This is a genomic window from Mesoflavibacter sp. SCSIO 43206 (genome assembly GCF_019904215.1).
In the GTDB taxonomy this organism is placed as follows: domain Bacteria; phylum Bacteroidota; class Bacteroidia; order Flavobacteriales; family Flavobacteriaceae; genus Mesoflavibacter; species Mesoflavibacter zeaxanthinifaciens.
On the sequence record NZ_CP063201.1, the window covers coordinates 2330325 to 2354484 of the forward strand.

At 31.4% G+C, this 24160-nt stretch carries 20 protein-coding genes; 10 read left to right on the forward strand and 10 right to left on the reverse strand.

Features of this window, described 5'->3' with window-relative positions; genetic code table 11:
• Positions 1-2: 2 nt before the first annotated feature.
• The 3 genes from ygiD (at position 3) to INR78_RS10720 (ending at position 3015) form a co-directional block, all read left to right on the forward strand.
• Positions 3-890 (forward strand): 4,5-DOPA dioxygenase extradiol, encoded by an 888-nt coding sequence (ygiD, locus tag INR78_RS10710; protein ID WP_223076509.1) that lies wholly within the window; start codon positions 3-5, stop codon positions 888-890.
• A gap of 151 nt (positions 891-1041) precedes the next feature.
• Complete coding sequence (locus tag INR78_RS10715) at positions 1042-2475, forward strand: amidohydrolase family protein (RefSeq protein ID WP_223076510.1); 1434 nt, start codon at positions 1042-1044, stop codon at positions 2473-2475.
• A gap of 84 nt (positions 2476-2559) precedes the next feature.
• The gene (locus INR78_RS10720) at positions 2560-3015 is read left to right on the forward strand and encodes a DUF305 domain-containing protein (RefSeq protein ID WP_223076511.1); all 456 of its coding nucleotides are present in this window, start codon (positions 2560-2562) and stop codon (positions 3013-3015) included.
• A 1-nt stretch (position 3016) separates the two neighbouring features.
• On the opposite strand, the gene INR78_RS10725 is transcribed toward INR78_RS10720, so the two are convergent.
• Together INR78_RS10725 and INR78_RS10730 are read right to left on the reverse strand one after the other, a co-directional pair.
• Positions 3017-3490 carry a hypothetical protein gene (locus tag INR78_RS10725; RefSeq protein WP_223076512.1) on the reverse strand — a complete coding sequence of 158 codons (474 nt, stop codon included), beginning with the start codon at positions 3488-3490 and terminating at the stop codon, positions 3017-3019.
• Positions 3491-3757, reverse strand: coding sequence for a DUF202 domain-containing protein (locus INR78_RS10730; RefSeq protein ID WP_223076513.1), 267 nt, complete (start codon positions 3755-3757; stop codon positions 3491-3493).
• Between the two features lie 147 nt (positions 3758-3904).
• Between INR78_RS10730 and INR78_RS10735 the strand changes: the two genes are divergently transcribed.
• Entirely contained in the window at positions 3905-4735 is an 831-nt protein-coding gene (locus INR78_RS10735; protein ID WP_223076514.1) for an alpha/beta fold hydrolase, read from the forward strand.
• 71 nt (positions 4736-4806) lie between these two features.
• Here INR78_RS10735 and INR78_RS10740 read toward each other — a convergent pair whose 3' ends face one another.
• The 6 genes from INR78_RS10740 to INR78_RS10765 form a co-directional block, all read right to left on the reverse strand.
• Positions 4807-7218, reverse strand: coding sequence for a thiamine pyrophosphate-dependent enzyme (locus INR78_RS10740; RefSeq protein WP_223076515.1), 2412 nt, complete (start codon positions 7216-7218; stop codon positions 4807-4809).
• Positions 7219-7405: 187 nt separating this feature from the next.
• The gene (locus tag INR78_RS10745) at positions 7406-10171 is read right to left on the reverse strand and encodes a metalloprotease (protein WP_255593065.1); all 2766 of its coding nucleotides are present in this window, start codon (positions 10169-10171) and stop codon (positions 7406-7408) included.
• 231 nt (positions 10172-10402) lie between these two features.
• Entirely contained in the window at positions 10403-11239 is an 837-nt protein-coding gene (locus INR78_RS10750) for a hypothetical protein (RefSeq protein WP_223076517.1), read from the reverse strand.
• 10 nt (positions 11240-11249) lie between these two features.
• Entirely contained in the window at positions 11250-12749 is a 1500-nt protein-coding gene (locus INR78_RS10755) for an aminotransferase class V-fold PLP-dependent enzyme (protein WP_223076518.1), read from the reverse strand.
• A 27-nt stretch (positions 12750-12776) separates the two neighbouring features.
• On the reverse strand, positions 12777-14165 hold the full coding sequence (gene glmM / locus INR78_RS10760; protein WP_223076519.1) for a phosphoglucosamine mutase: 1389 nt from the start codon (positions 14163-14165) through the stop codon (positions 12777-12779).
• A complete protein-coding gene (locus INR78_RS10765; protein WP_223076520.1) occupies positions 14162-15232 on the reverse strand; it encodes an acyltransferase in 1071 nt (356 codons plus the stop codon). Before INR78_RS10765 ends, glmM begins: the two co-directional genes overlap by 4 nt.
• A gap of 40 nt (positions 15233-15272) precedes the next feature.
• On the opposite strand from INR78_RS10765, the gene INR78_RS10770 reads away from it, so the two are divergent.
• The 3 genes from INR78_RS10770 (at position 15273) to INR78_RS10780 (ending at position 18456) form a co-directional block, all read left to right on the forward strand.
• A complete protein-coding gene (locus INR78_RS10770; protein ID WP_223076521.1) occupies positions 15273-15872 on the forward strand; it encodes an ACP phosphodiesterase in 600 nt (199 codons plus the stop codon).
• Entirely contained in the window at positions 15869-17557 is a 1689-nt protein-coding gene (ggt, locus tag INR78_RS10775) for a gamma-glutamyltransferase (RefSeq protein WP_223076522.1), read from the forward strand. Before INR78_RS10770 ends, ggt begins: the two co-directional genes overlap by 4 nt.
• A gap of 170 nt (positions 17558-17727) precedes the next feature.
• Complete coding sequence (locus tag INR78_RS10780) at positions 17728-18456, forward strand: hypothetical protein (protein ID WP_223076523.1); 729 nt, start codon at positions 17728-17730, stop codon at positions 18454-18456.
• Positions 18457-18553: 97 nt separating this feature from the next.
• Here the strand turns inward: INR78_RS10780 and INR78_RS10785 are convergent, their stop codons facing one another.
• The gene (locus INR78_RS10785) at positions 18554-19078 is read right to left on the reverse strand and encodes a hypothetical protein (RefSeq protein WP_223076524.1); all 525 of its coding nucleotides are present in this window, start codon (positions 19076-19078) and stop codon (positions 18554-18556) included.
• A gap of 153 nt (positions 19079-19231) precedes the next feature.
• Here INR78_RS10785 and uvrA point away from each other — a divergent pair, with 153 nt between their 5' ends.
• The 3 genes from uvrA to INR78_RS10800 all read left to right on the forward strand — a co-directional run bounded on the left by uvrA (position 19232) and on the right by INR78_RS10800 (position 23154).
• Positions 19232-22066: an excinuclease ABC subunit UvrA gene (gene uvrA / locus INR78_RS10790; protein ID WP_223076525.1), complete on the forward strand. Its 2835-nt coding sequence runs from the start codon at positions 19232-19234 to the stop codon at positions 22064-22066.
• An 88-nt stretch (positions 22067-22154) separates the two neighbouring features.
• A complete protein-coding gene (locus INR78_RS10795) occupies positions 22155-22322 on the forward strand; it encodes a lmo0937 family membrane protein (RefSeq protein ID WP_223076526.1) in 168 nt (55 codons plus the stop codon).
• 142 nt (positions 22323-22464) lie between these two features.
• Positions 22465-23154, forward strand: coding sequence for a TIGR00730 family Rossman fold protein (locus INR78_RS10800; RefSeq protein WP_027879775.1), 690 nt, complete (start codon positions 22465-22467; stop codon positions 23152-23154).
• A 69-nt stretch (positions 23155-23223) separates the two neighbouring features.
• On the opposite strand, the gene INR78_RS10805 is transcribed toward INR78_RS10800, so the two are convergent.
• A complete protein-coding gene (locus tag INR78_RS10805) occupies positions 23224-24114 on the reverse strand; it encodes a lysophospholipid acyltransferase family protein (protein WP_223076527.1) in 891 nt (296 codons plus the stop codon).
• Positions 24115-24160 lie beyond the last annotated feature (46 nt).

Sequence of the window (24160 nt, forward strand, 5' to 3'; positions counted from 1 at the left end):
CTATGAATCGTAAAGATTTTATAATAAATTTAGGCTTAACAAGCGCAGCAATACCTATGGTAACCTCTTTAAATTCTTTAGAAAAATTATCTAGTACGTTTAAATCTACAAAAAGAATGCCTGTCTTTTTTTTAGGACACGGTTCTCCTATGAACGGAATTGAAGACAATCAATTTGTTCAAGGGTTTAAAAAACAAGGTGAATTATTAGAAAAACCAAACGCAATTGTTGTTATTTCGGCACATTGGGAAACAAAAGGAACAAAAGTGACTGCAATGGAGTTTCCAAAGACCATTCATGACTTTGGAGGTTTTCCTAAAGCGCTTTATGAAGTACAATATCCTGCTCCAGGACATCCAGAATTGGCTAAGGAAATTTCTACCATAGTACAACCTGAAGATACAGTACATTTAGACCATCAATGGGGATTAGATCATGGTGCTTGGACCGTAGTAAAACATATGTTTCCTAAAGCAGATGTGCCTGTTATACAGTTAAGTTTAGATTACACACTAAACGGACAACAGCATTTTGATTTAGCACAACAGTTAAACCGATTAAGAGATAAAGGAGTTTTAATTGTAGGTAGCGGTAATATGGTGCATAATTTAAGACGATTAGAATGGTCAAAAATAAACGATAATTATGGTTATGATTGGGCAATAGAAGCTAATACAAAAATGAAAGAATGGATTTTAAGTAGTAACCATAAACAGTTAATAGATTTTAAAAATCAAGCGCAAGCATTTAATCTAGCTATACCAACACCAGAACATTATTTACCATTAATTTATGTATTGGCTATGTCAGACAATAAAGATGAAAAACTGCTATTTAACGATCAGTATTCAGGAGGATCTTTATCTATGACCAGTGTTAAATTTGGATAGATTTAATTTTAATTTTTAGTATTAAAAAGCAAGTTATAACAGCTTGCTTTTTTTATTTCAATTCAATTGAAGATAATAACTATATTTACACTTTAAAACTTCATTTATAGTTTTAAATCGCTAATAATCAATCATCAAAAAAATCATCTTCATGAAAATTCTAAAAAAAATCTTTAAGGTTTTTTTATCCTTAATCTTACTATTAGTTCTAGCACTTTTAATTGTTGTAGTTGTAGATAATAATAATACAAGTTATTTAAAAGTAAATAACAATCCAACAGCAAAAAACAACTCTTACATAATAAAGAACGTAAACATTATCCCAATGCACATAGATACTGTTTTGACTAATAAAATGGTATATGTAAAAGAAGGTGTAATCCAACAAATAGCAGATCATATAGAAGTTGAAAATATAGAAGTTTTTGATGGACAACAAAAGTATTTGTCGCCAGGTTTAATAGATATGCACGTTCATGTCTGGGATAAATATGAACTTGGACTGTATCTTTCTAACGGAGTAACTTCTGTTAGAAATGTTTGGGGAATGCCAATGCATCTAAGATTTAAAGAGTTAATAAATAATGACGAAATATTAGCACCTAACTTTTATACAACGGGACCAAAATTAACAGGACCAGAATTTATTGGTGACGATAACTTAAACTTGATATCGCCAGAGCAAGCCAAAGAAAATATAAAACGATACAAAGAAAAAGGGTATGATTTTATAAAAACTTACTATGGGTTACCTGAAGATATTTTTGATGCAGTTTTAGAACAAACACAAGCATCGGATATGGATATTGTGGCTCATCCATCACAAAAAGTGCCATACAGTTATCATTTTAATCCGCAGATTAAATCTATTGAACATGCAGAAGATATTGTACAACAACCTTTAGAATATACTTTAGACACGGTAAAGTTAAAAGCGGTTATTAGTAATTTTTCAAATCATAAAAACACGCACTTTTGTCCAACATTAACCGTTTACAATAACATTTATCAAATGATTATTGATGATCAAATTTTATCTTCAGAAGGACTAGCTTACATGAATCCTTTGCTGAAAGAAGTAGATAGTAAAGCACAATTCGATAGATGGCAAAACACTAAATTAAGAGATGAAAATATAAAAACCACTATCAAGAATCAACATGATTTTCATTTAAAAATTATAAAAGAACTTAATGATGCTGGTGGCGTAATTATTTGTGGTACCGATGCTGGAATTGGCGTCACTTTACCAGGCTTTTCATTACACAAGGAATTAGCATTTTATAAAGAGGCAGGATTATCAAATTACGAAGTGTTAAAAACCGCTACAATAAATGCTTCAAAAACACACAAAATAATGAATAATTTAGGAAGTATTGAAGTTGGTAAAACAGCAAACTTTATACTTACTAAAGATAATCCATTATCAGATTTGTCAACGCTACAAAAACCAAGTTTTGTCTTTATAAGAGGAAGAAAATTAGATAGAGAACAACTTAACAACTTTAACCAAAAAGCAATAAACCGAAGTAATTTAATAGCTACGGGTTTACGTTACGCAGAAAATTTGTTATTTGGAATGTAAATTAATTTAACAGCCTTTAACATAAAAAATGATAATTAATTTAAAAGCATTAATTTAATAGGAAACAAAAAAAACCTATTAAATATGAAATCTAAGTACACCAAATTTTTATTAATGCTTATCTGTTCTGCAATTTCAATGTACATTACTATGTACTTTAATACCTATCAACTTGATCACGTATTTTTTAGTTGGACAAGAATGTATATGACATTAATAGGTGTTGGAGGAATGTCTATAATTATGTTTTTATTCATGCAACATATGTATAAAAATAAATCTAAAAATATAATAATAGTTTTAGGTAGTTTGTTTCTAATGGCAGTATCTACTTTTATGGTAAGAAATCAGATACCTGTAAATGACGTTAAGTGGATGAAAGCTATGATTCCTCATCATTCGATTGCAATTCTTACAAGTAATAATGCCGATTTAAAAGATCCTGAAGTAAAAAAATTAGCAGAAGAAATTATAAAAGCTCAAGAGAAAGAAATAAAACAAATGAAAGCAATGATTAAACGATTGGAAGAGAAAGAGTGATTTATTCTAAGTCTTCTAACTTTAAATTATAATCATACTGCAAATCTTCGTGTAGATTTTTTACTTTCTTTTTAATTGCTATAATATTTCTGTCGTAAAGATTGGTTAATGTTGTGTTTCTGGATATAGAAGGTGTCATAGCATTTAATTTTTGACAGAAATATATAAGGAGTTCGATTTCAGTTTCTTTGTTAAGCGAATACCTGATGTATTTTTTAGTATTACGTAAAATTTTTCTAACGCTTTTCTTTATATAAAAAAAGCTACTGGTGTTAATTTGGTCAAACTGTTCATCAATTTCAGTTTTTATAGTTTCAATATAACCAGCTTCGTAATCGGCTTCAAAAAGTAAGTAGGTAAGTAGTTCTTTATTTTCTTTTTTAAATCTAGATAAACGTAAACAAAGCTCGGCAAGTTCATCGTTAGATTTATGTTTTAATTCTTTACGTATGTTCGCAACGGTAGCAGATTTCATCTATAATTTATAGTGTTTTCTAATGGTGTTTTTAACTCTAAAGAGTCTAAAAATCCCAATTAATAAAATTACTGGAGCAATACAAATTAGTAAAACACCATATGTTCTAATGTCTGCAAATACATCTAGTTTAATAATCGTAACACCTGTACCTAAAATAACAAGAAAAGTTCTAAAATAGGCTAAAAAAGTTCTTTCGTTTGCTAATTTAGTACGTTCTATAGCAAGCCAATCTCTTGTGGTTAGATCGTTTTTAGTAATGTTCATTGTTAAATATAATTTAGGTTAAAGGTATTAAATAATTATTACTCTTTTTCTTAAGCTTTAACATATTAAAAGAATAGTTTATCACTAGTTTAACATCAAAAAGCCTTTAAAAACTTAACTTTAAGTAAACCAATTAAAATTTTAATTATGCCTTTTATTACAAATGAAAATACAGAAGAAATTGTAGATATTTTTTATGAAGATTATGGCGAAGGACAACCAGTTATTTTAATTCATGGTTGGCCACTTAGCAGAAAATCTTGGGAACATCAAGTTTGGAAAATTGTTGAAGCAGGTTACCGTTGTATATCTTATGATAGACGTGGATTTGGAATTAGTTCTTTCCCATGGAATGGTTATGACTATTCATCGTTAGCTAGCGATTTAAATGAAATTATTACACAATTAGAATTAGAAGACGCGATTATTGTTGGTTTTTCTATGGGAGGAGGAGAAGTGGTTAGATATTGTACTGATTACGGAACTGATAAAATTGCTAAAGCCGCATTAATTAGTAGTATAATTCCTTTAGTAAAACAAAAAGATGATAATCCTTCTGGTGTCCCAGAAAAAGATTTATTAGGAATCAAAGACGCTTTAGAAAATGACCGTGTAGGTTTTTTAAAAGAATTCTCTAAAGGATTTTATAATTATGAAGAAAATAAAGATAAAATTAGTCAAGCACAATTAGACTATGACTTTATAGTAGCGTCTCATGCATCGCCACGTGGTACAATTGAAGCAGCCAAAGCATGGATGCATACTGACTTTAGAGACGAATTAAAAAATGTAGATGTACCAACATTAATCATTCATGGAGATGCAGATAATACTGTACCGATAGAAACTTCTGCAAAACAAGCTGCAGAAGGAATTGCTAATAATAAGTTTCATATTATAAAAGACGCTCCTCATGGATTAAACATAACGCACAAAGAAGAATTGAATAATCTTTTAATTAAATTTTTAGAAGAATAAACTTAGTATATATTAAAACAAAAAGCGCATCTAATAAAGATGCGCTTTTTTTAATTAAAACTTAAAATTACCTACCTTAATTTAGGAAAATTAGTAGGATTAGACTCATGCATTACATCATAAATAGCTTCAAAAACATCTTCAACAGATGGTTTTGAAAAATAATCGCCATCTGTACCATAAGCTGGTCTATGAGGTTTTGCTGCTAATGTTTTTGGTACGCTATCTAAGTATTTAAAAGCGCCTTGTTTATTTATAATTTGATCTAAAATGTATGCAGATGCTCCGCCTGGCATATCTTCATCAATGACCATTAGGCGATTTGTTTTTGCTACACTTTTTACGATATCTTGATTTAAGTCAAAAGGCAATAAAGATTGTACATCAATAATTTCTGCATCTATACCAACTTCTAATAATTCTTTAGCTGCTTGCTCAACTATTCTAAGTGTAGAGCCGTAAGAAACTAGTGTAATATCAGTTCCTTCTTTTATAGTTTCTACAACACCTAAAGGCGTTTTAAATTCACCTATATTATTTGGCATAGGTTCTTTTAAACGATATCCATTAAGACATTCTACAATTATTGCTGGTTCATCACTTTCTAATAACGTGTTATAAAAACCAGCTGCTTTAGTCATATTTCTTGGTACTAAAACATGTACGCCTCTTACAAGATTTAAAATACCACCCATTTGTGATCCAGAATGCCAAATACCTTCTAATCTATGTCCACGAGTACGTACAATCAAAGGTGCTTTTTGTGTAGATTTTGTTCGGTATCTTACTGTAGCTAAATCGTCACTAATAATTTGTAGCGCATACATTATGTAGTCCAGATATTGAATTTCTGCAATAGGACGTAAGCCTCGCATAGCCATACCAATACCTTGCCCTACAATTGTTGCTTCTCTAATACCAGCGTCTGCTACGCGTAATTCGCCATATTTTTCTTGTAACCCTTCTAAACCTTGGTTTACATCACCAATATTACCAGAATCTTCACCAAAAATTAATGTTTCAGGATATTTATTAAAAATAGCATCAAAATTATCACGTATTACTACACGACCATCTACTTGCTCAGGATTATCATCGTAAGTTGGTTTTACTTCCTTAACGTGAATTGCAGCTGTTTCTGTTTCGTTTAAAAGGTCTGAGCTGTATTTAGGTTGTATTTTGGCAAAGTAATTCTCTACCCAATTTAGTAATTGGTTTTTAGCTTCGCTTTCTTCAGATATTACATAACGTAAAGCTTTTCTAGCTGAAGAAATGACGTCTTTACGGTTAGGTTCTTTTATGTCTTTAAGCTCGTTAGCAAGTTTTTCAATAAAAACTTTATTAGAACTAGTTGTTGCTAATTGTGTTAATAATGAAATGACTTCTGTTTTTTCTTCAAGAATTGGTTTTAAGTAGCTTGTCCAAGCAGCTTTTTTACCATCTCTTACTTGCTTTTTTATATTTTTTTCAAGGGTTTCAAGCTCATCTTCTGTAGCAATGTTATGCGCAATCATCCATTCACGCATTTTTACGTTGCAATCATGTTCTCTTTCCCAAGACAAACGGTCTTGAGATTTGTAACGTTCATGAGAGCCTGAAGTCGAGTGACCTTGAGGTTGCGTTAATTCTAGCACATGGATAAGGACAGGAACGTGCTCTTCTCTTGCAATTTTTCCTGCCATTTCATATGTTTCGATTAGGTTAACGTAATCCCAACCTTTTACGCGTAAAATTTCATAACCTTCATTGTCTTTATCGCGTTGAAATCCTTTTAAAATTTCAGATATATTTTCTTTTGTAGTTTGATGTTTTGCATGAACAGAAATTCCGTATTCATCATCCCAAACACTAATTACCATTGGTACTTGTAAAACTCCTGCAGCATTAATGGTTTCAAAAAACAAACCTTCACTTGTACTTGCATTACCAATGGTTCCCCAAGCAACTTCGTTACCTTTATTAGAAAATTTTGCAGCATCTATACCGTCTACATTTCTATATATTTTAGAAGCTTGTGCTAATCCTAATAGTCTTGGCATTTGTCCTGCAGTAGGAGAGATATCTGAGCTTGAGTTTTTTTGTTTAGTTAGATCTTTCCAGTTTCCGTTTTCATCTAAGCTATGTGTGGTAAAATGTCCGCCCATTTGTCTACCAGCACTCATAGGCTCTTCTTTAAGATCTGTATTAGCATACAAACCAGCAAAAAATTGTTCTATGTTTAGCTCTCCGATAGCCATCATAAACGTTTGGTCACGATAGTATCCAGATCTAAAATCGCCATTTTTAAAAGCTTTAGCTAATGCTAGTTGAGGTACTTCTTTACCGTCACCAAAAATCCCGAATTTTGCTTTACCAGTCAACACTTCTCTACGACCAAGTAAGCTACATTCTCTACTGGTTACAGCTACTTTATAATCGTTAAGGACTTCTGTTTTAAAGTCTTCAAAAGAAAGGTCTTTTTTTGTGTTAGTTTTTGCTTGCATAATATAGGAATAAGTTACTTGCAAAAATAGGCATTAAATCTGATTTTTGCAATGTGTGATTATCTTAAAATAATACGAAAAATTAAATTAAATAAGTGAAATTTTGTTAATTTCTTATTATTTAAAAGAAATATCAATTTTGGTTAAGGATTTTTTAATATCTAAAAACTTCAAATAACAGGTGTTTTTAATACCATCTTCTTGTAAATAAACCTAATAAGGTTTGAGGCGAAAGTGTGACAATAAATCGTATTTTTTGGTCGTAGTTTGGTTGACCAATTTCCCAACCTAAATTGGAATAAACAGGAAGGTATATTTCAAAATAATCTTCTACAAGATTAAGTCGAATACCAGAATCGTATACAAATTTAGGGCTTAGGTTTTGACTCTTTATAACTCCAACATCTCCATACGCCATTATATAACGCCAAATTGTAGCACTTGTGTTTACAGTTGTAATCCATTGATTGGCGAATTGTTGCTCTAATTTTGATTTAAATCCACCTTCTGCAATAATTAACTGCTGGCTTAATAAGCCTTGTTCTTCACTACGTCCTAAATAATCATAATCAAATAGGTAATCTGTTGGTCTGTCTAAAGCAAAGCTAAAAAAGTCAGAATCTTGATAGGTTTGATTATACAAGAAAACACCAGAGAAAACCCTTAAATTAAATTGATTGTTTTTTTCGGTAAGAGTTCTAAATTCTAGCGTGGTAGATGCTTTACCAAAATCTTTAGAGAGTTGTAAGTCTATGTTGAAGTATTTTGTTTCTTTTAAATTTCTATCGTTAATACTATATCTAGCATTAAAAACACCATATTTAGGCTCTCCATCGGTTTCAAATTCGCCTGTTGGATCAACTTCTCGGTCAATATTAACATATCTAAAATTTAGATATTCTCTTTTATTATCTCTTAAGTTTTTATGGTCTCTAAATATAAAATCTATATAAGGAGTAAAGCTTGTATATGATAAATTTGGTGCATAATTGTAGTAATTACCAGATATACCATAACGTGTTCTAAAATTATTAGAGTTTTCTGGTCTTGCAGAATACGATACAGATGCACTACCGACTAATTGTTTACTTTTTATACCAAACTTTGGGCTTATTTTGTAATTAAGTCTTTTGCTTAATAAGGTTTTGTTATAAAGTTTTAATCCAGGTGAAAGACCATCATAAAAATTATACTCAAACTCTGGCATAAAAAAGACTTGGCTATAATTTGGGTCTTCTATATCTTTAAATAGTCTAAACTGTAATGGTTTATTGGTTAAGAAAAAACCATCAAGTTTTTTAAAATTATTACGTTGATTAAATTCTGGCGCAACATTATCATAGTTTAAAGCTAATTGATCAGCTTCAGTTTTTTCTACTTTTATTTTTTTTGTGCCTTTAAAACCTTCAATCCATTGTTTAGAAATTACCGTATCATTTTTTAGTTTAAACAAGGCAATTGGCATTGTGTTGTCACGAATGTTTTTTATTGTAATTTCTAAAGAGTCTTCAGTTTTTTTAACTCTTTTTATACGATAATCTATTTTTTTACTTGTAGAGACATAATCTTCAAAAAACCAATCTAAATTTTTGCTAGTCTTATTTCTAATGAAATTCTCAAAATCTAAAGCAGAAATTGGTTTCATTTTTCTGGTTTTAACAAATTCAGAAATACTATTTTCAATGGTTTTATCTCCTACATAATCATTTAAATAATTAAGTCCAACAGCAGCTTTATATTTATTAGATATGTTTTTATTAAACTTAAGTAAGCTGTCTTTAGGCATATCTAGTGGTTGATCTAGATTGGTACGTGCCATGTGCATGTATAAAAATGGATATTGGTCATTAAATTCTAAATCTGATGCATGAAATGCGCGAACTCCCCAAATATTAGCTAGCTTACCAAGTATTTTTTGATTTGGATAGTTTTCTTCTACATATTTCATTAAATAGTAAATCTGAATGCCATCCAAAATCCATTGATCCTTTCTTGGGTTGATTAGCAATGTGTTTTCTAAATAGCTTCTTAGTGCTGTTTTTAAGATTTTTAGTTCGTACTGAAATGTATCGTCAAACGGTCTTATAAAATCTGGTAATAAGTTAAGACCGTAAATTGGATCTTTTTTATAATCTATCCAGGTTAATAACATTTTATCATGAGGATACTCACCCAAGTTTTTATTAATAAATTGAGTTACTCTATCTGTAACAATAGCGACTTCAGCAGGGTCTAAATCTTCAGTATCAATATTAGATTTGATGTTAAAAAAGTCTGTTTCTACAGTTTTGTAATCATTGTTTTTAACTAAAGAAAACTTGGTCGTTAAAACATCTTTTCCTTGCAAAACAGTAGTAACATTGTCTCCTCTTGTTGTATTTTTTAAGGTGTTTAATTCAGATATAGGAGTAAAGGATTTTGGGTAGGTTACTGTTAGATTAACATCAGATTTTGGTAAGTATAAATCGTCTAAATCTTTATTGCTGTAATAATGCCATTTACCATCAAAAATAGCAGGAGTAATATACCAAAAGCGTAAATTATATTGACCATCATCTGTTACACCATAGCGTGTAAATTTATTGTTTGGTATTTGTACAATGTAGTTTAAAGTTAAATTATAACTGCTTTTAGGTTGTAACGGCTCTTTTAAAGCAACTTTAATAACATCTATATGTTTCTTATCTAAACGGTCAAAAAATAAGGCATTAATATCTTGGCTTATGCTTGTTATGGCAGTGTAACCTCTATCTTCGTTTTTAGCAAAATGAAAAACGGTTTTAAACTCGTCTGCAAAACGCTCGGCTAAGGGAGATGTTTTGGAAGAATAACTATGACTCCAATCGTTAAGATAAATAGTATCTAAAACCTTGTTAGAATTATTATAATAAGTAATGTTTTGAGTGATTGCAATACTGTGATTGTTTGTGTCAAACACAGCATTAATGTCCATTTTATTTTGGCTTAGCGCCGAAATGGAAAACAGGCAAATTATGATGAGAGTGTATTTAAATTTCAATTTTCTTTTTAATAGCTTTTAAAAGTTATAGCAATACTTTTTTCTTGAAAATAATGTTTTCAAATTTAAAAATGTACAGTGAACAACAATTTTTTTTAAAAATTATAACGAAAGAAAATCAATATTGTTTTAATTGATTGAAAATGTTTGTTTTAGAGATTTTCTCTAGTCCTTGTATATAGAATACGAAATTAATACACTATTGGTTTCATCATTTAATGATAATTGGCCATTATGGTCTAAAACAAATTGCCAACCAAAAGGTTCTTTTTCAACTCTGTAATATTTAATGTTGTTAGAAGTCTTTACAAGCTTTAATTTTTGAATTCTTTTATGTTTTCTATAATACAAATTATCATCGTTCATTTTTACAAATTCAAAATAACCATCTTCTTTTTCTGTTTTAAAAGATTGAAGGTGCCATTTGCCTATAACTTCAATTTCTTTTAGCTTTTGAAGTTTAAGTTGATATAAAAAAGCTTCATATAAGTCTTTACTTACTGTGTTGCTATTTATCTTATTTAGTTTTTCAAGTAATGATTGATGTTTATTGCTTTCGCCATAAACAGAGTAGTTATAAAATGTTAAAGAAATACCTTCTAACTGATAAGCTGGATATTGAATTAATTTTTGATTACCTCTTGCATTAGCGCAAGTTTTTATAATTGGCCAATAAGCAATTTGTGAAGGTCCAAAATAATTATGAATATGGTGCATTTCTACAACACTATTATTAGGAAGATAGTGTTCTAAGCCATGAATTTCAATCATTAACGCAGACTTAATCATGTGCGTAATGGTTAGAGAATCGTGTTGTTTTGCTATGTAATTATCTTTATATAATGCGTTCTGATCTTGGTCTAAAAGATCTTTCCAATAGTCTTCTATGTCCTGATCAGTTTTTAGTGCGGATATTTCCTCCTTATATTCAGATAAAAGTGTTTTTTTAGCACAAGAAGTAAATAAAACAAAAGTAGTGATTAACACATAAAAAGACTTCATTTTAAAAACATTACAATTCAAACCAATCTTTAACTTTAGTTGTTTGCTTTGGTATGTATGTTTTATGGATAAACTCGTTATTAGCTTTGTTGTATTCATAGTCTTTAGCCCATTCTTTGTGGTTTTTGGCTAAAGCTTCTATGCTTTCGCATACATAATCTACTTCAGCACAAGTGGTTGTTGGGTGAATAGACATACGTATCCAACCTGGTTTTTGAGATAAGTCACCAGCTGTAATTTCACAAGTTAAAGAATGAGATTTTTCTTTGTCTACGTGTAATAAGTAATGTCCGTAAGTACCAGCACAACTGCATCCGCCACGTGTTTGTATTCCAAATTTATCATTTAATAATTTTACACCTAAATTGAAGTGTAAATCTTCAATATAGAATGAAAACACTCCTAATCTATCTTCATGCTCTGCAGCTAAAACATGTAAATTTTCAATGTTTTTTAAGCTTTTAAAGATATGATGTGACATTTCGTGTTCTCTATCTAAAATATTTTTTACGCCCATTTGGTCTTTTAGCTTTATAGCTAAAGCCGTTTTAATAGTTTGTAAAAAACCTGGTGTACCGCCATCTTCACGGTCTTCGATACTATCAATATATTTGTGTTCTCCCCAAGGATTTGTCCAGCTTACGGTACCGCCACCAGGACAATCGGGAATCATATTTTTGTATAATTTTTTATTGAAAACCAAAACACCAGATGTTCCAGGTCCGCCTAAGAATTTATGAGGAGAGAAAAATACAGCGTCTAAATAAGCGTCTTCATCTTCTGGATGCATATTAATATCTACATAAGGTGCAGCACACGCAAAATCTACAAAACAAACACCACCATGTTGATGCATTGTTTTAGCAATTTGGTGATAAGGTGTTTTTAAACCAGTAACGTTAGATGCGGCAGTTACAGAAGCGATTTTTAATGGACAGTCTTTGTATTGTTCAAGTAAGATTTCAAGGTTTTTCATGCAGAATAAACCGTCTTCTCCTGCAGGAATAACTTCTACTTTTGCCATAGTTTCTAACCATGAAGTTTGGTTAGAGTGATGCTCCATATGTGTAACAAACACAACAGGTCTTATCTCGTTTGGTATTTTAGTGTATTTGCTTAAATTTTCAGGGACTTTTAGTCCTAAAATACGTTGAAACTTATTGACAACGCTTGTCATACCATTTCCAGCAACAATTAAAACATCATCTTTATTACTGTTTACATGTCCCTTAATGATTTGTCTTGCTTTATGATAAGCATTAGTCATAGCAGTACCAGACACAGTAGTTTCCGTATGTGTATTAGCTACGAAAGGACCAAAATGGTTGATTATCTTTTCTTCTATTGGTCTGTACAATCTACCAGAAGCTGTCCAATCTGTATAAACCATTTTTTGTGTTCCGTAAGGTGATTCAAATTCTTGGTCTATTCCTATAATATGTTTTCTAAACTGAGAGAAATAAGTTTCTAGTTTAGAAGTTTCGGTTCTTTTAGCGTTTGTTGTGTACATAACCTGAAAATTTTAAGCTATAATATACTAAATATTAGCAATTTCTTTAATTTCTGAAATGATTTTTTCTGCTAAAGTATCTGCTGCTTCTTGAGATTTAGCTTCGGTATATATTCTAATAATGGGTTCTGTGTTACTTTTTCTTAGATGAGCCCAACTTTCAGCAAAGTCAATTTTTACACCATCAATAGTGGTTAAATTTTCATTACTGTATTTATCTTCCATTGCTTTTAAAATAGCATCAACATCTAAAGTAGGCGTTAATTCTATCTTTTTCTTACTCATAAAGTAGCTAGTGTAAGTTTTTCTAAGTTCGCTAACACTCATTTTTTTATCAGCTAAAAGACTTAAAAATAAAGCTACTCCAACTAAAGCATCACGACCGTAATGAGAAGCTGGATAGATAATTCCGCCATTACCTTCGCCACCAATAACGGCGTTGTTTTTCTTCATTAATTCAACCACATTTACTTCTCCAACAGCAGAAGCTTCATAAGTTCCGCCATGCTTTTCGGTAACATCTCTTAAGGCTCTAGTCGAGCTCATGTTGCTTACAGTATTTCCAGGTGTTTGACTTAAAACCCAGTCGGCACAAGCAACAAGCGTATATTCTTCACCAAACATATTTCCGTTTTCATCCATAAAAGCTAAACGATCTACGTCTGGATCTACAACAATACCAAAGTCTGCATTATGTTTTTTTACAGCATCACTTAAATCGCCTAAATGTTCTTTTAAAGGTTCTGGGTTATGAGGAAAATGACCTGTTGGATCACAATATAATTTAACAGTTTCTACACCTAAATGTTCTAAAAGTAAAGGAATAGCAATACCGCCAGTACTATTTACACCATCAACAACAACCTTAAAATTAGCGTCTTCAATTGCTTTTTTATTCACTAAATCTAATGCTAAAACTTCCTCAACATGCAAATCAAAGTAAGCGTCGTTTTTAGTGATTTTACCTAAATCATCAACTTCTGCAAACGTCATGTTATCAGACTCGGCAATTTCTAATATTTTTTGACCTTCTTTACCATTTAAAAATTCACCTTTAGCATTAAGCAACTTTAGAGCGTTCCATTGTTTTGGGTTATGACTTGCAGTTAAAATAATGCCGCCATCTGCGTGTTCCATTGGTACGGCAAGTTCTACAGTTGGTGTTGTAGATAACCCTAAATCAACTACGTTAATACCTAAACCTACTAGTGTATTCATCACTAAATTCTGGATCATATCACCAGACAAACGTGCATCGCGACCAACTACGACTTTATAATCTGTTTTATCGCGTTGTTGTTTTAACCACGTACCGTAAGCCGAAGCAAATTTTACAGCATCAATTGGTGTTAAGTTGTCTCCAACGTTACCGCCAATGGTTCCTCTAATTCCTGATATAGATTTTATAAGTGTCATTCTCTAAATTTGTTTTTCAGTTTTAAAAAATAAGTCTCAAAATATCTGTAAGACAAATGCGCCATAAAAATGGTTAGTGCAAAGGTCAAAATATTAATTAAAATAATGGTCATGTTATCATTAAATGTTTTTAACCATTCTACTTTTAAAAATAGAAAGACGATTATGTTTAAAGCGATAACGTGAAACATGTAAATTCCGTAAGAAATCTGTCCAAAATAATTTAGCATTCGGTTTCTAATTTCTATACTTTTATTATTGTGTGCAATGGTATGAATAAAACTTCCAAAAAGTAACATTGTTACTAAGTTGAAAAGAAAAACAGATTCAAACTCAAATAAAGACGTTGTAAAATACAAGATTGTTAAAACGGTTATTAAAACAGGAAAAATCACGCTTTTCTTTAAAAATTCTAACTGTTTTTTGTCTTCAAGTATGGCGACAATTCCACCAAAAAATAAGAAGAAAAATACCATGATGTACTCCTGTAAGACATTAAAAAATTCAAGATGAAATACTATAAAATAAACCGTTGTTAATATTAAAAGCGTTTGTAATATTCGATGTTTATTGATGATAAAAAGTAAAGGCGCAACGAAAATGTAAAACTGTTCTTCAATACCAATAGACCATAACACTTCAAGAATTCCACCAGGCATATATAGTTTTGACATCACGTTTGGTAAAAAAAATGTCCCTAATAAAACCGCATTGCTTAGGTTGTAATTATTTTCAAAAGGAATACCTATAACAGGTAATATTTGCCAATAAAACACAAAACCGAAAATTAGAATAAGATAGTATAAAGGAAAGATCCTTAAAATACGTCTTATATAAAATTTTCTAATCGAAAATCGGTCCCGTAACTTATCGTTATAAATTATTTTAATAATTAAAAAACCACTTAAAACAAAAAACATGTAGACAGCTTCAACACCGCGATTAAAAATTGGTGCGTCTAAAAAATAGGGAAGACCTTGATTACGACATAATTGCGGTAAGTGAAAAATTATCACTAAACTGGCTAATATAAATCGTAAAACATCTAAGTTTGGTAATCTGTTCAAATCTCTTAATTAAAAGGCTAAAAATACATATATTTATTGAATGAACTACTTAGCGCATATTTACCTTTCTGGAAACAACAAAATGGTCACAATTGGTAACTTTATAGCCGATGGAATACGCGGTAAAAAGTATAAAACATACCCGATAGAAGTTCAAAAAGGTATATTATTACACCGTCAAATTGATACCTTTACAGATGCGCATCCAACAGTTAGGCAAAGCACCAAAAGGCTTCATGAAAATTACGGACATTATTCTGGCATCATTGTAGACATTTTATATGATCATTTTTTAGCCAAAAACTGGTCAAAATATTCTGATGTGCCATTAGAAGATTATGCCGAAAATTTCTATCAAATTTTAACCGATAATATCGAAATTTTACCACAACGCATCCTAAAAATGATGCCGCATTTAATTTCAGGAAATTGGCTATTAAGTTATGCGACAAAAGAAGGCATAGCAAAAGTATTAGACGGAATGAATAAGCGCACCAAAAATCGATCACAAATGAATTTAGCCACAAAAGAACTTGATTTATTTTATGACGAATTTGAAGCCGAATTCACCTCTTTTTTTGATGAGCTAATCGCATTTTCAAAAGAAAAACTAATCCAAATCAACCAAGAATTATCATGAAACATAGGTTACTTTTAATAATTATTTTCCTTTCATTTTTCAATTGTAAAGAAGACAAAAAACTAACAAAAGAAGGTGTAATTGCAGATAAAGCCATGATAGTTTCAGCAAGAGCTGAAGCTTCAAAAATAGGAGTAGAGATTCTAAAAAAAGGCGGAAACGCTTTTGATGCTATGGTAGCAACCGATTTAGCTTTGGCGGTTTGTTATCCCTATGCTGGAAATATTGGTGGTGGCGGATTTATGGTTTACCGACTTGAAAACGGAACTATTGGCGCGTTAGATTATCGCGAAAAAGCGCCACTTGCAGCTACAAAACAAATGTATTTGGATAGTTTGGGTAATGTCATCCCAAATTTAAGTACAAAAGGCGGATTGGCTGTTGGCGTGCCAGGTACTATTGCTGGATTATTTGCAGTACACGACAAGTTTGGAAGTTTGCCTATTCAAACCATTATGCAACCTGTGATAGATTTGGCTAATGGTGGTTTTGTGGTCACTAAAAAGCAACAAGCTGTTTTAGATGAAAAACGAAAAGATTTTCTTGAAGTTAATAAAGATACCATTCTGTTTGCTAAACAATGGAAAGCTGGTGATACGATTAAAAACAAACAAATGGCAAAAACATTGGTTAAAATTATGATAGATGGTCGTGATGCCTTTTATAAAGGTGAAATTGCAGATTCTATCGCTAATTTCATCCAAAGAAATGGCGGAATTATCACTAAAGAAGATCTTGCAAAGTATGAAGCCAAATGGCGAGATCCAATTACATTTACTTATGATGATTTAAAGATTATTTCAATGTCGCCGCCATCAAGTGGTGGAATTTGTTTAGCGCAAATTATGAAACAAATTGAACCTTATAATTTAGATGAATTTGGGCATAACTCACTTAAATCCATTCAAGTAATTACAGAAGCTGAAAGACGTGCGTATGCCGATAGAAGTTTTTATTTAGGCGATCCTGATTTTGTAAACATTCCGCAAAACCAATTAATTAGCGAAAGTTACGCGTCTAATAGGATGAAAGATTTTAGCTTTGAGTCAGCAACGTCTTCATCTAAAATAAATCATGGTGATGTTCAGGTTGTTGAAAGTGATGAAACAACACATTATTCTATTGTCGATCAATTTGGTAATGCAGTTGCGGTAACCACAACATTAAACTCTGGTTATGGGTCTAAATTGTATTCAGAAGGCTTAGGTTTCTTTTTTAATAACGAAATGGATGATTTTTCCAGTAAACCAGGCGAACCAAATGTGTACGGATTAATTGGAGCAGAAGCAAACAGTATCTTACCTGAAAAACGTATGCTAAGTTCTATGACGCCAACTATTGTAGAAAAAGACGGAAAATTATATATGGTTGTTGGTACACCTGGCGGATCTACCATTATCACTAGCGTGATGCAAGCTATAATTAATGTGCATGAGTTTGACATGAGTATGCAAGAAGCGGTAGAAGCGCCTAGATTTCATCATCAATGGTTACCTGACGAAATTAGAGTAGAGCCAAACGCTTTTAATGAAGAGTTGACTAATACATTAGAAGAAAAAGGATATATTATAAATACAAATCGTACACCTGTAATTGGTAAAGTAGATGCTATTTTAGTAAAAGAAAACGGGCAATTAGAAGGTGGCGCAGATCCAAGAGGAGACGATACCGCAGTTGGATTTTAAAATATCAAATACGTCAGTTCGAGTGATTTTTTTTAACGACTAAAAGATGGTAATTAAAAGTTGGTCACTGAGCGTAGTCGAAGTGAGCATAAGTGCATTGAAATAGAACAGAAAATTGTATCGAGAACAATTTTAATTTCGAATAATAATTTTTTGAAAATCTCAATATTATGGCAATAAAAGCAAAGAAAATATTTAAAATAATTTTAGGAGTAATTATCTTTTTTACTCTACCATCATTATTGTTTTTCGGGTTTGTATACTTTAAATATGCAGAAGATTTACCTCAAATAAACCCAACAGAAAAAGCGGATATTTTAGCTAATAAAATGTTAGAGGCTTTAGATTACGAGGCTTATAAAAACACCGATTATATAGAGTTTACTTTTAAACAAAGACACAAGTACCAATGGAACAAATTAGAAAATACTTGTAATGTGTTTTGGAGTCATTTTAAAGTAGAATTAGATTTAAATGACAAAAGCAACTCCAAAGTATTTGTGCAAGATCAAGCCTATGATGGAGTAGAAAAAGACAAATACATACAAAAAGCAATAGATTATTTTAATAACGATACGTTTTGGTTAGTAGCGCCTTACAAAGTTTTTGATGCTGGCACAAAACGCAGCATTGCCAAAAATGAAGACGGAGAAGAAGGACTGCTAGTTACTTACACAAAAGGCGGAAGTACACCAGGCGATTCTTATTTATGGCATTTAGACGATAATTATAAACCTAAAAGCTTTCAAATGTGGGTAGATATCTTGCCAATTGGCGGTTTAGAAGCAACATGGAGCGACTGGAAAACTACCGAAACTAATGCGCAATTACCAACCTTTCATAAATTTATGTTTTTAGGTTTGGAGTTGGATGGTATTAAAACTTCGAGGTCAGAATAAAGACACGAATTTCATAAATTATCATTAAGATGATTAGTGAAAAACCACTAAGAAAAGCAAAGTTTAAAGGCATAATTTTAGTTTTGCTAACTGCTAACTATTTCTTTTTCTGCCCAACAAACTGTTGTTCTTTCAGTTTAAATAAGACGTTAAACGTTGTTAAACTACCATAAATACGAGTAATATATTGCTGTAAATCTATTTTTTCTTGTTCTTCAAGATTGCTAGAATTTATTTTTTGTTCCATAACGCGCAAACGATCACGAACCATCGTTATTTTATGAAAAAAGTCTTCAATTTTTATTTCTTTACTTTTTAGGTTTTGGTCTGCTGGTTTTAGTTCCATAATGCCGCCTTTCCATTTGTCGCCAATATGCACAACTTCAGAAACATCACTGTATTTTTTTAAGATACTTACCAAGCTACTTTCAATATCAAAAAAGCTAACTGTATCTACCTCATTTTCGGCAGCTTCAATAGTTTCAAAATCATCATCTAGTGGTATGGTTTCTAAACCGTTTTCAATAAATGTTACCCAATATTGTTGGCTATCTACATTGGTAACAACGCCTTTTCCGTATGATGTATGATTAATTCTTGATCCTATTCCTAAAAGTTTCATTAGTATCTGTTTTTTTAATTTCCGTGACAACGAAAATATAAAAAATCACAAAGACTTCATTAAGAAAATGATAACTAATTGCACTTCAAAAAGAGTGATAAAAACCGTATCTTTGCAACTTTGCCAATTCACAGATATTTGCTAAAAATTGCTATGACAAATTTTGAAGAAAACATTGAAGTTAAAGGCGCAAGAGCACATAACTTAAAAAATATAGACGTTACCATTCCACGAGAAAAACTAGTTGTAATCACTGGTTTGTCAGGAAGCGGAAAATCGTCTTTAGCGTTTGATACCATTTATGCCGAAGGACAACGTCGTTACATCGAAACATTTTCGGCGTACGCTAGACAATTTTTAGGCGGATTAGAACGACCAGATGTAGATAAAATTGATGGTTTGTCGCCTGTAATTGCTATAGAACAAAAAACAACCAGCAAATCGCCACGATCTACCGTTGGTACTATTACCGAGATTTACGACTTTTTACGATTATTATTTGCAAGAGGTAGCGACGCTTACAGTTACAATACAGGCGAAAAAATGGTGAGTTACAGTGATGAGCAAATCAAAAAATTAATTACCGAAAGTTACAAAGGTAAGCGCATTAACGTGTTAGCGCCGGTAATTAGATCTAGAAAAGGACATTATCGCGAGTTGTTTGAGCAAATTGCAAAACAAGGTTTTGTAAAGGTGAGAACAGATGGCGAAATTAGAGATTTGGTTAAAGGCATGAAACTAGATCGTTACAAAACACACGATATAGAAATAGTTATAGATCGCCTTAAGATAGATGAAAATGTTGATAACGATAAGCGTTTAACCGAGACAATTAATACAGCAATGTATCATGGTGATGACGTGTTAATGGTGATTGATCAAGATACGCAAGAAGCACGTTATTTTAGCCGAAATTTGATGTGTCCAAGTTCTGGGATTTCTTATCCAAATCCAGAACCTAACAACTTTTCTTTTAACTCGCCAAAAGGTGCTTGTCCAAAATGTAACGGTATTGGAACCTTTTATCAAGTTAACGAGAAAAAAATAATTCCGGATGATTCATTATCCATAAAATCTGGAGCATTAGCGCCACATGGACCAGAAAAAAAGAGCTGGATTTTTAAACAGTTAGAAACTATTGCACAACGCTATAATTTTAAATTAACAGATCCTTACAAGTCTATTCCAGACGAAGCAAAACAAGTGATTTTGTATGGCGGAAATGAGAAGTTTTCTGTGGAAAGTAAGACATTAGGTATTACCAGAGATTATAAAATAGATTTTGAAGGTGTCGCTAATTTTATTGAAAACCAATACAATACTGCAGAATCAACATCATTAAAACGTTGGGCAAAAGAATATATGGACAAAATTGAATGTCCAGAATGTGAAGGTAGTAGATTGCGTAAAGAGTCGCTTTATTTTAAAGTGAATGAAAAAAATATAGCCGAACTAGCTAATATGGATATTAGTGAGCTTTCTGCTTGGTTTGGTGATTTAGAACAGCATTTAAGCAAAACGCAACTAAAAATTGCAGAAGAAATTATTAAGGAAATTCGTGCCAGAATTCAATTTTTATTAGATGTAGGATTAGATTATTTATCATTAAACCGAAGTTCAAAATCCTTATCTGGTGGAGAAGCACAACGTATAAGGTTAGCAACACAAATAGGATCGCAGTTAGTTGGCGTGTTATATATTTTAGACGAACCTAGTATTGGCTTACATCAACGCGATAATGAAAAGCTAATTAACAGTTTGGTGTCTTTACGTGATATTGGTAATTCGGTAATAGTTGTAGAGCACGATAAAGATATGATAGAACGTGCCGACCATGTTATAGATATTGGTCCACGAGCAGGAAAACATGGAGGAGAAATTATAAGTGAAGGTACGCCAAAAGCGTTATTAAAAGGTAACACCATTACAGCGCAATACCTTAATGGTAAAATGGAAATAGAAATCCCAAAAAAGCGTCGTGAAGGTAACGGTAAGTTTTTAGAGCTTAAAGGCTGTACAGGTAATAACTTAAAGAATGTTTCTGTAAAGTTTCCATTAGGAAAAATGATAGGTGTTACAGGTGTTTCAGGAAGCGGAAAATCGACGTTAATTAATGAAACGTTGTATCCAATTTTAAACGCGCATTATTTTAATGGTGTTAAAAAACCAATGCCTTACAAAAGCATAAAAGGTTTAGAACATATTGATAAAGTGATTGATATTAACCAATCGCCAATTGGTCGTACACCACGAAGTAATCCTGCAACCTATACCAAAACTTTTGACGAAATACGTAGTCTTTTTGCCAAAATACCAGAAGCGATGATACGTGGTTATAAACCAGGCAGATTTAGTTTTAATGTCGCTGGCGGACGTTGTGAAACCTGTAAAGGTGGCGGATTACGTGTAATAGAAATGAACTTTTTACCAGATGTTTATGTAGAATGTGAAACGTGTCAAGGTAAACGCTTTAATCGCGAAACTTTAGAAATAAGATACAAAGGAAAAAGCATTAGTGATGTATTAGATATGACCATTAATGAAGCGGTAGACTTTTTTGAAAACATTCCTAAAATTCATAAAAAACTTAAGACCATAAAAGATGTTGGATTAGGTTACATCACTTTAGGACAGCAAAGTACAACGCTTTCTGGTGGAGAAGCGCAACGTATAAAATTAGCAACTGAGCTTAGTAAACGTGATACAGGTAATACTTTTTACATTTTAGATGAGCCAACAACAGGACTTCATTTTGAAGATATAAGAGTGTTAATGCAAGTGTTAAATAAATTAGCAAATAAAGGTAATACAGTGTTAATTATAGAGCATAATTTAGATGTTATTAAAACAGTAGATTACATAATTGATATAGGTTATGAAGGCGGTAAAGGTGGCGGACAAGTGGTTGCTGAAGGCACACCAGAAGAAGTTGCAAAACATAAAAAGAGTCATACAGCACGTTTTTTAAAGAAAGAATTAAACTCTTAATAATTAGCTAATTACGATTTTGTTAACATATATTGGTGATTTAGATATGTAACTTTAAATAACATTAACCATTAAAAACCAATATATTATGAGAAGTATTCTTTGGCTAGTAGCCGTAATTTGTATCATCATGTGGGTTCTTGGATTTTTCGGAATTGTTTCAGGAATGGGAACCGGAAGTTTAATTCATGTTCTATTAGTAATTGCAGTAATAGCAGTACTTTATAACATTATTTCAGGAAAAAAACCATTATAAAATTTAATATAATATATTCATTTATAGAATATTATATAAAGACTAACAATTATGTTAGTCTTTTTTTGTTTAAAAAATGTGAATAGAACAGCTAAATCCTTTCAAATCTATTAAATTTGTTTGAATTTTTTAAAACTAAAATATGAGAAAAGAACAACATCCTAAAGGTTGGAATGAAAAGAAAACAAACGACTCTTGGGCGATTTTTAAAATCATGGGCGAGTTTGTTAACGGATTTGAAAAAATGAGTGCAATAGGACCAAGTGTATCTATATTTGGATCTGCTCGTACAAAACCAGATCATAAATACTATAAATTAGCAGAAGAAGTAGCTTCAAAAATCGTTAATGCCGGTTATGGTGTAATTACTGGTGGAGGACCAGGTATTATGGAAGCAGGTAACAAAGGAGCTCATTTAGCTGGCGGAACATCTGTAGGATTAAATATAGAATTACCTTTTGAACAACATGATAATCCTTATATAGACTCAGATAAAAGCTTAGATTTTGATTACTTTTTTGTAAGAAAAGTAATGTTTGTAAAATACTCTCAAGGTTTTGTAGTTATGCCAGGAGGATTTGGAACGTTAGACGAGTTATTTGAAGCAATTACTTTAATCCAAACTAACAAAATAGAAAAATTTCCGATTATATTAGTTGGTACCGAATTTTGGGAAGGATTAATGGATTGGGTTAAAACAACACTTTTAGATAGTTTTAAAAATATTAGTCCTGGAGATATCGACTTAATTCATTTAGTAGATACAGCAGATGAAGTGGTAGAAATACTAGATAAATTTTACGAAGAATATGGTTTAAGTCCAAACTTCTAAACAAACAAAAAGGTTTTAAAAAAGAAATTTCAGAAGATACAATGATGTTATTTTCTGAAATTTTTTGTTTTACATAAACTCTTTTGGTACCTTATCTCTGTGTTTCCATCGTTTATGAGTCCATAGGTAGTATTCTGGTGCTTCGTAAATTTGTTGTTCTACTAATTCAAAGAAACGATCAGTGATTTCATAATCTTTAAAATCATGAGGGTTTTCTGCAAGTGTAGTAATTGTGGTTTCATAATAACCTCTTTTTACACGCTTAACAGCAAAAAATACTACAGTCATATCAAGGCGTTTTGCCATTAATTCGGCACCAGTATAAACAGGAACTTTAATTCCCATAAAATTTAACCAATGGTAAGCTTTATCTGGTTTAGGACTTTGGTCTGCAGCAAAGCCATTAATAGTTAATTCGCCTTTATTCTTTGCTTTTTGTAAAACTTCAAAGGTTTCTTTAGTAGTAATTAAATAAGAGTTATAACGTGCTCTAATACGTTTTACTAAACGATCAAAATACTTATTGTTTAATCGTTTGTATATAGCATAACCTGTGTAGTTAATATAGGTTTGTAATATAAAAATCCATTCCCAACTGGCATAATGCGCAGTCATCATAACAATACTTCTACCTTCTTTTTCGTGTTTTTTAAGCTCTTCTATATTTTTAAACCTAAAGCGTTTTTTCATTTCTTTTTCAGAAATAGTCATAGATTTTATAGCTTCAACAACCATATCACATAGATGATGATAGAATTTTTTTGTTATGGTTTTTATTTCAGCTTCAGATTTTTCAGGGAAAACAAGTCTTAAATTTTCCTTTACGGTTTTTTTTCTATAACCAATAATACGGTAGATTAAAATGTACAATCCATCAGAAAAAGCATAAAGTAATCTAAAAGGTAAGATAGAGATTAACCACAAAAAAGGGTAGATTAATATGTAGGCAATAAATTGCATGGTGCGTTCTTAGTTTAGCTTGGCAAATATATAGTATATTTGAATG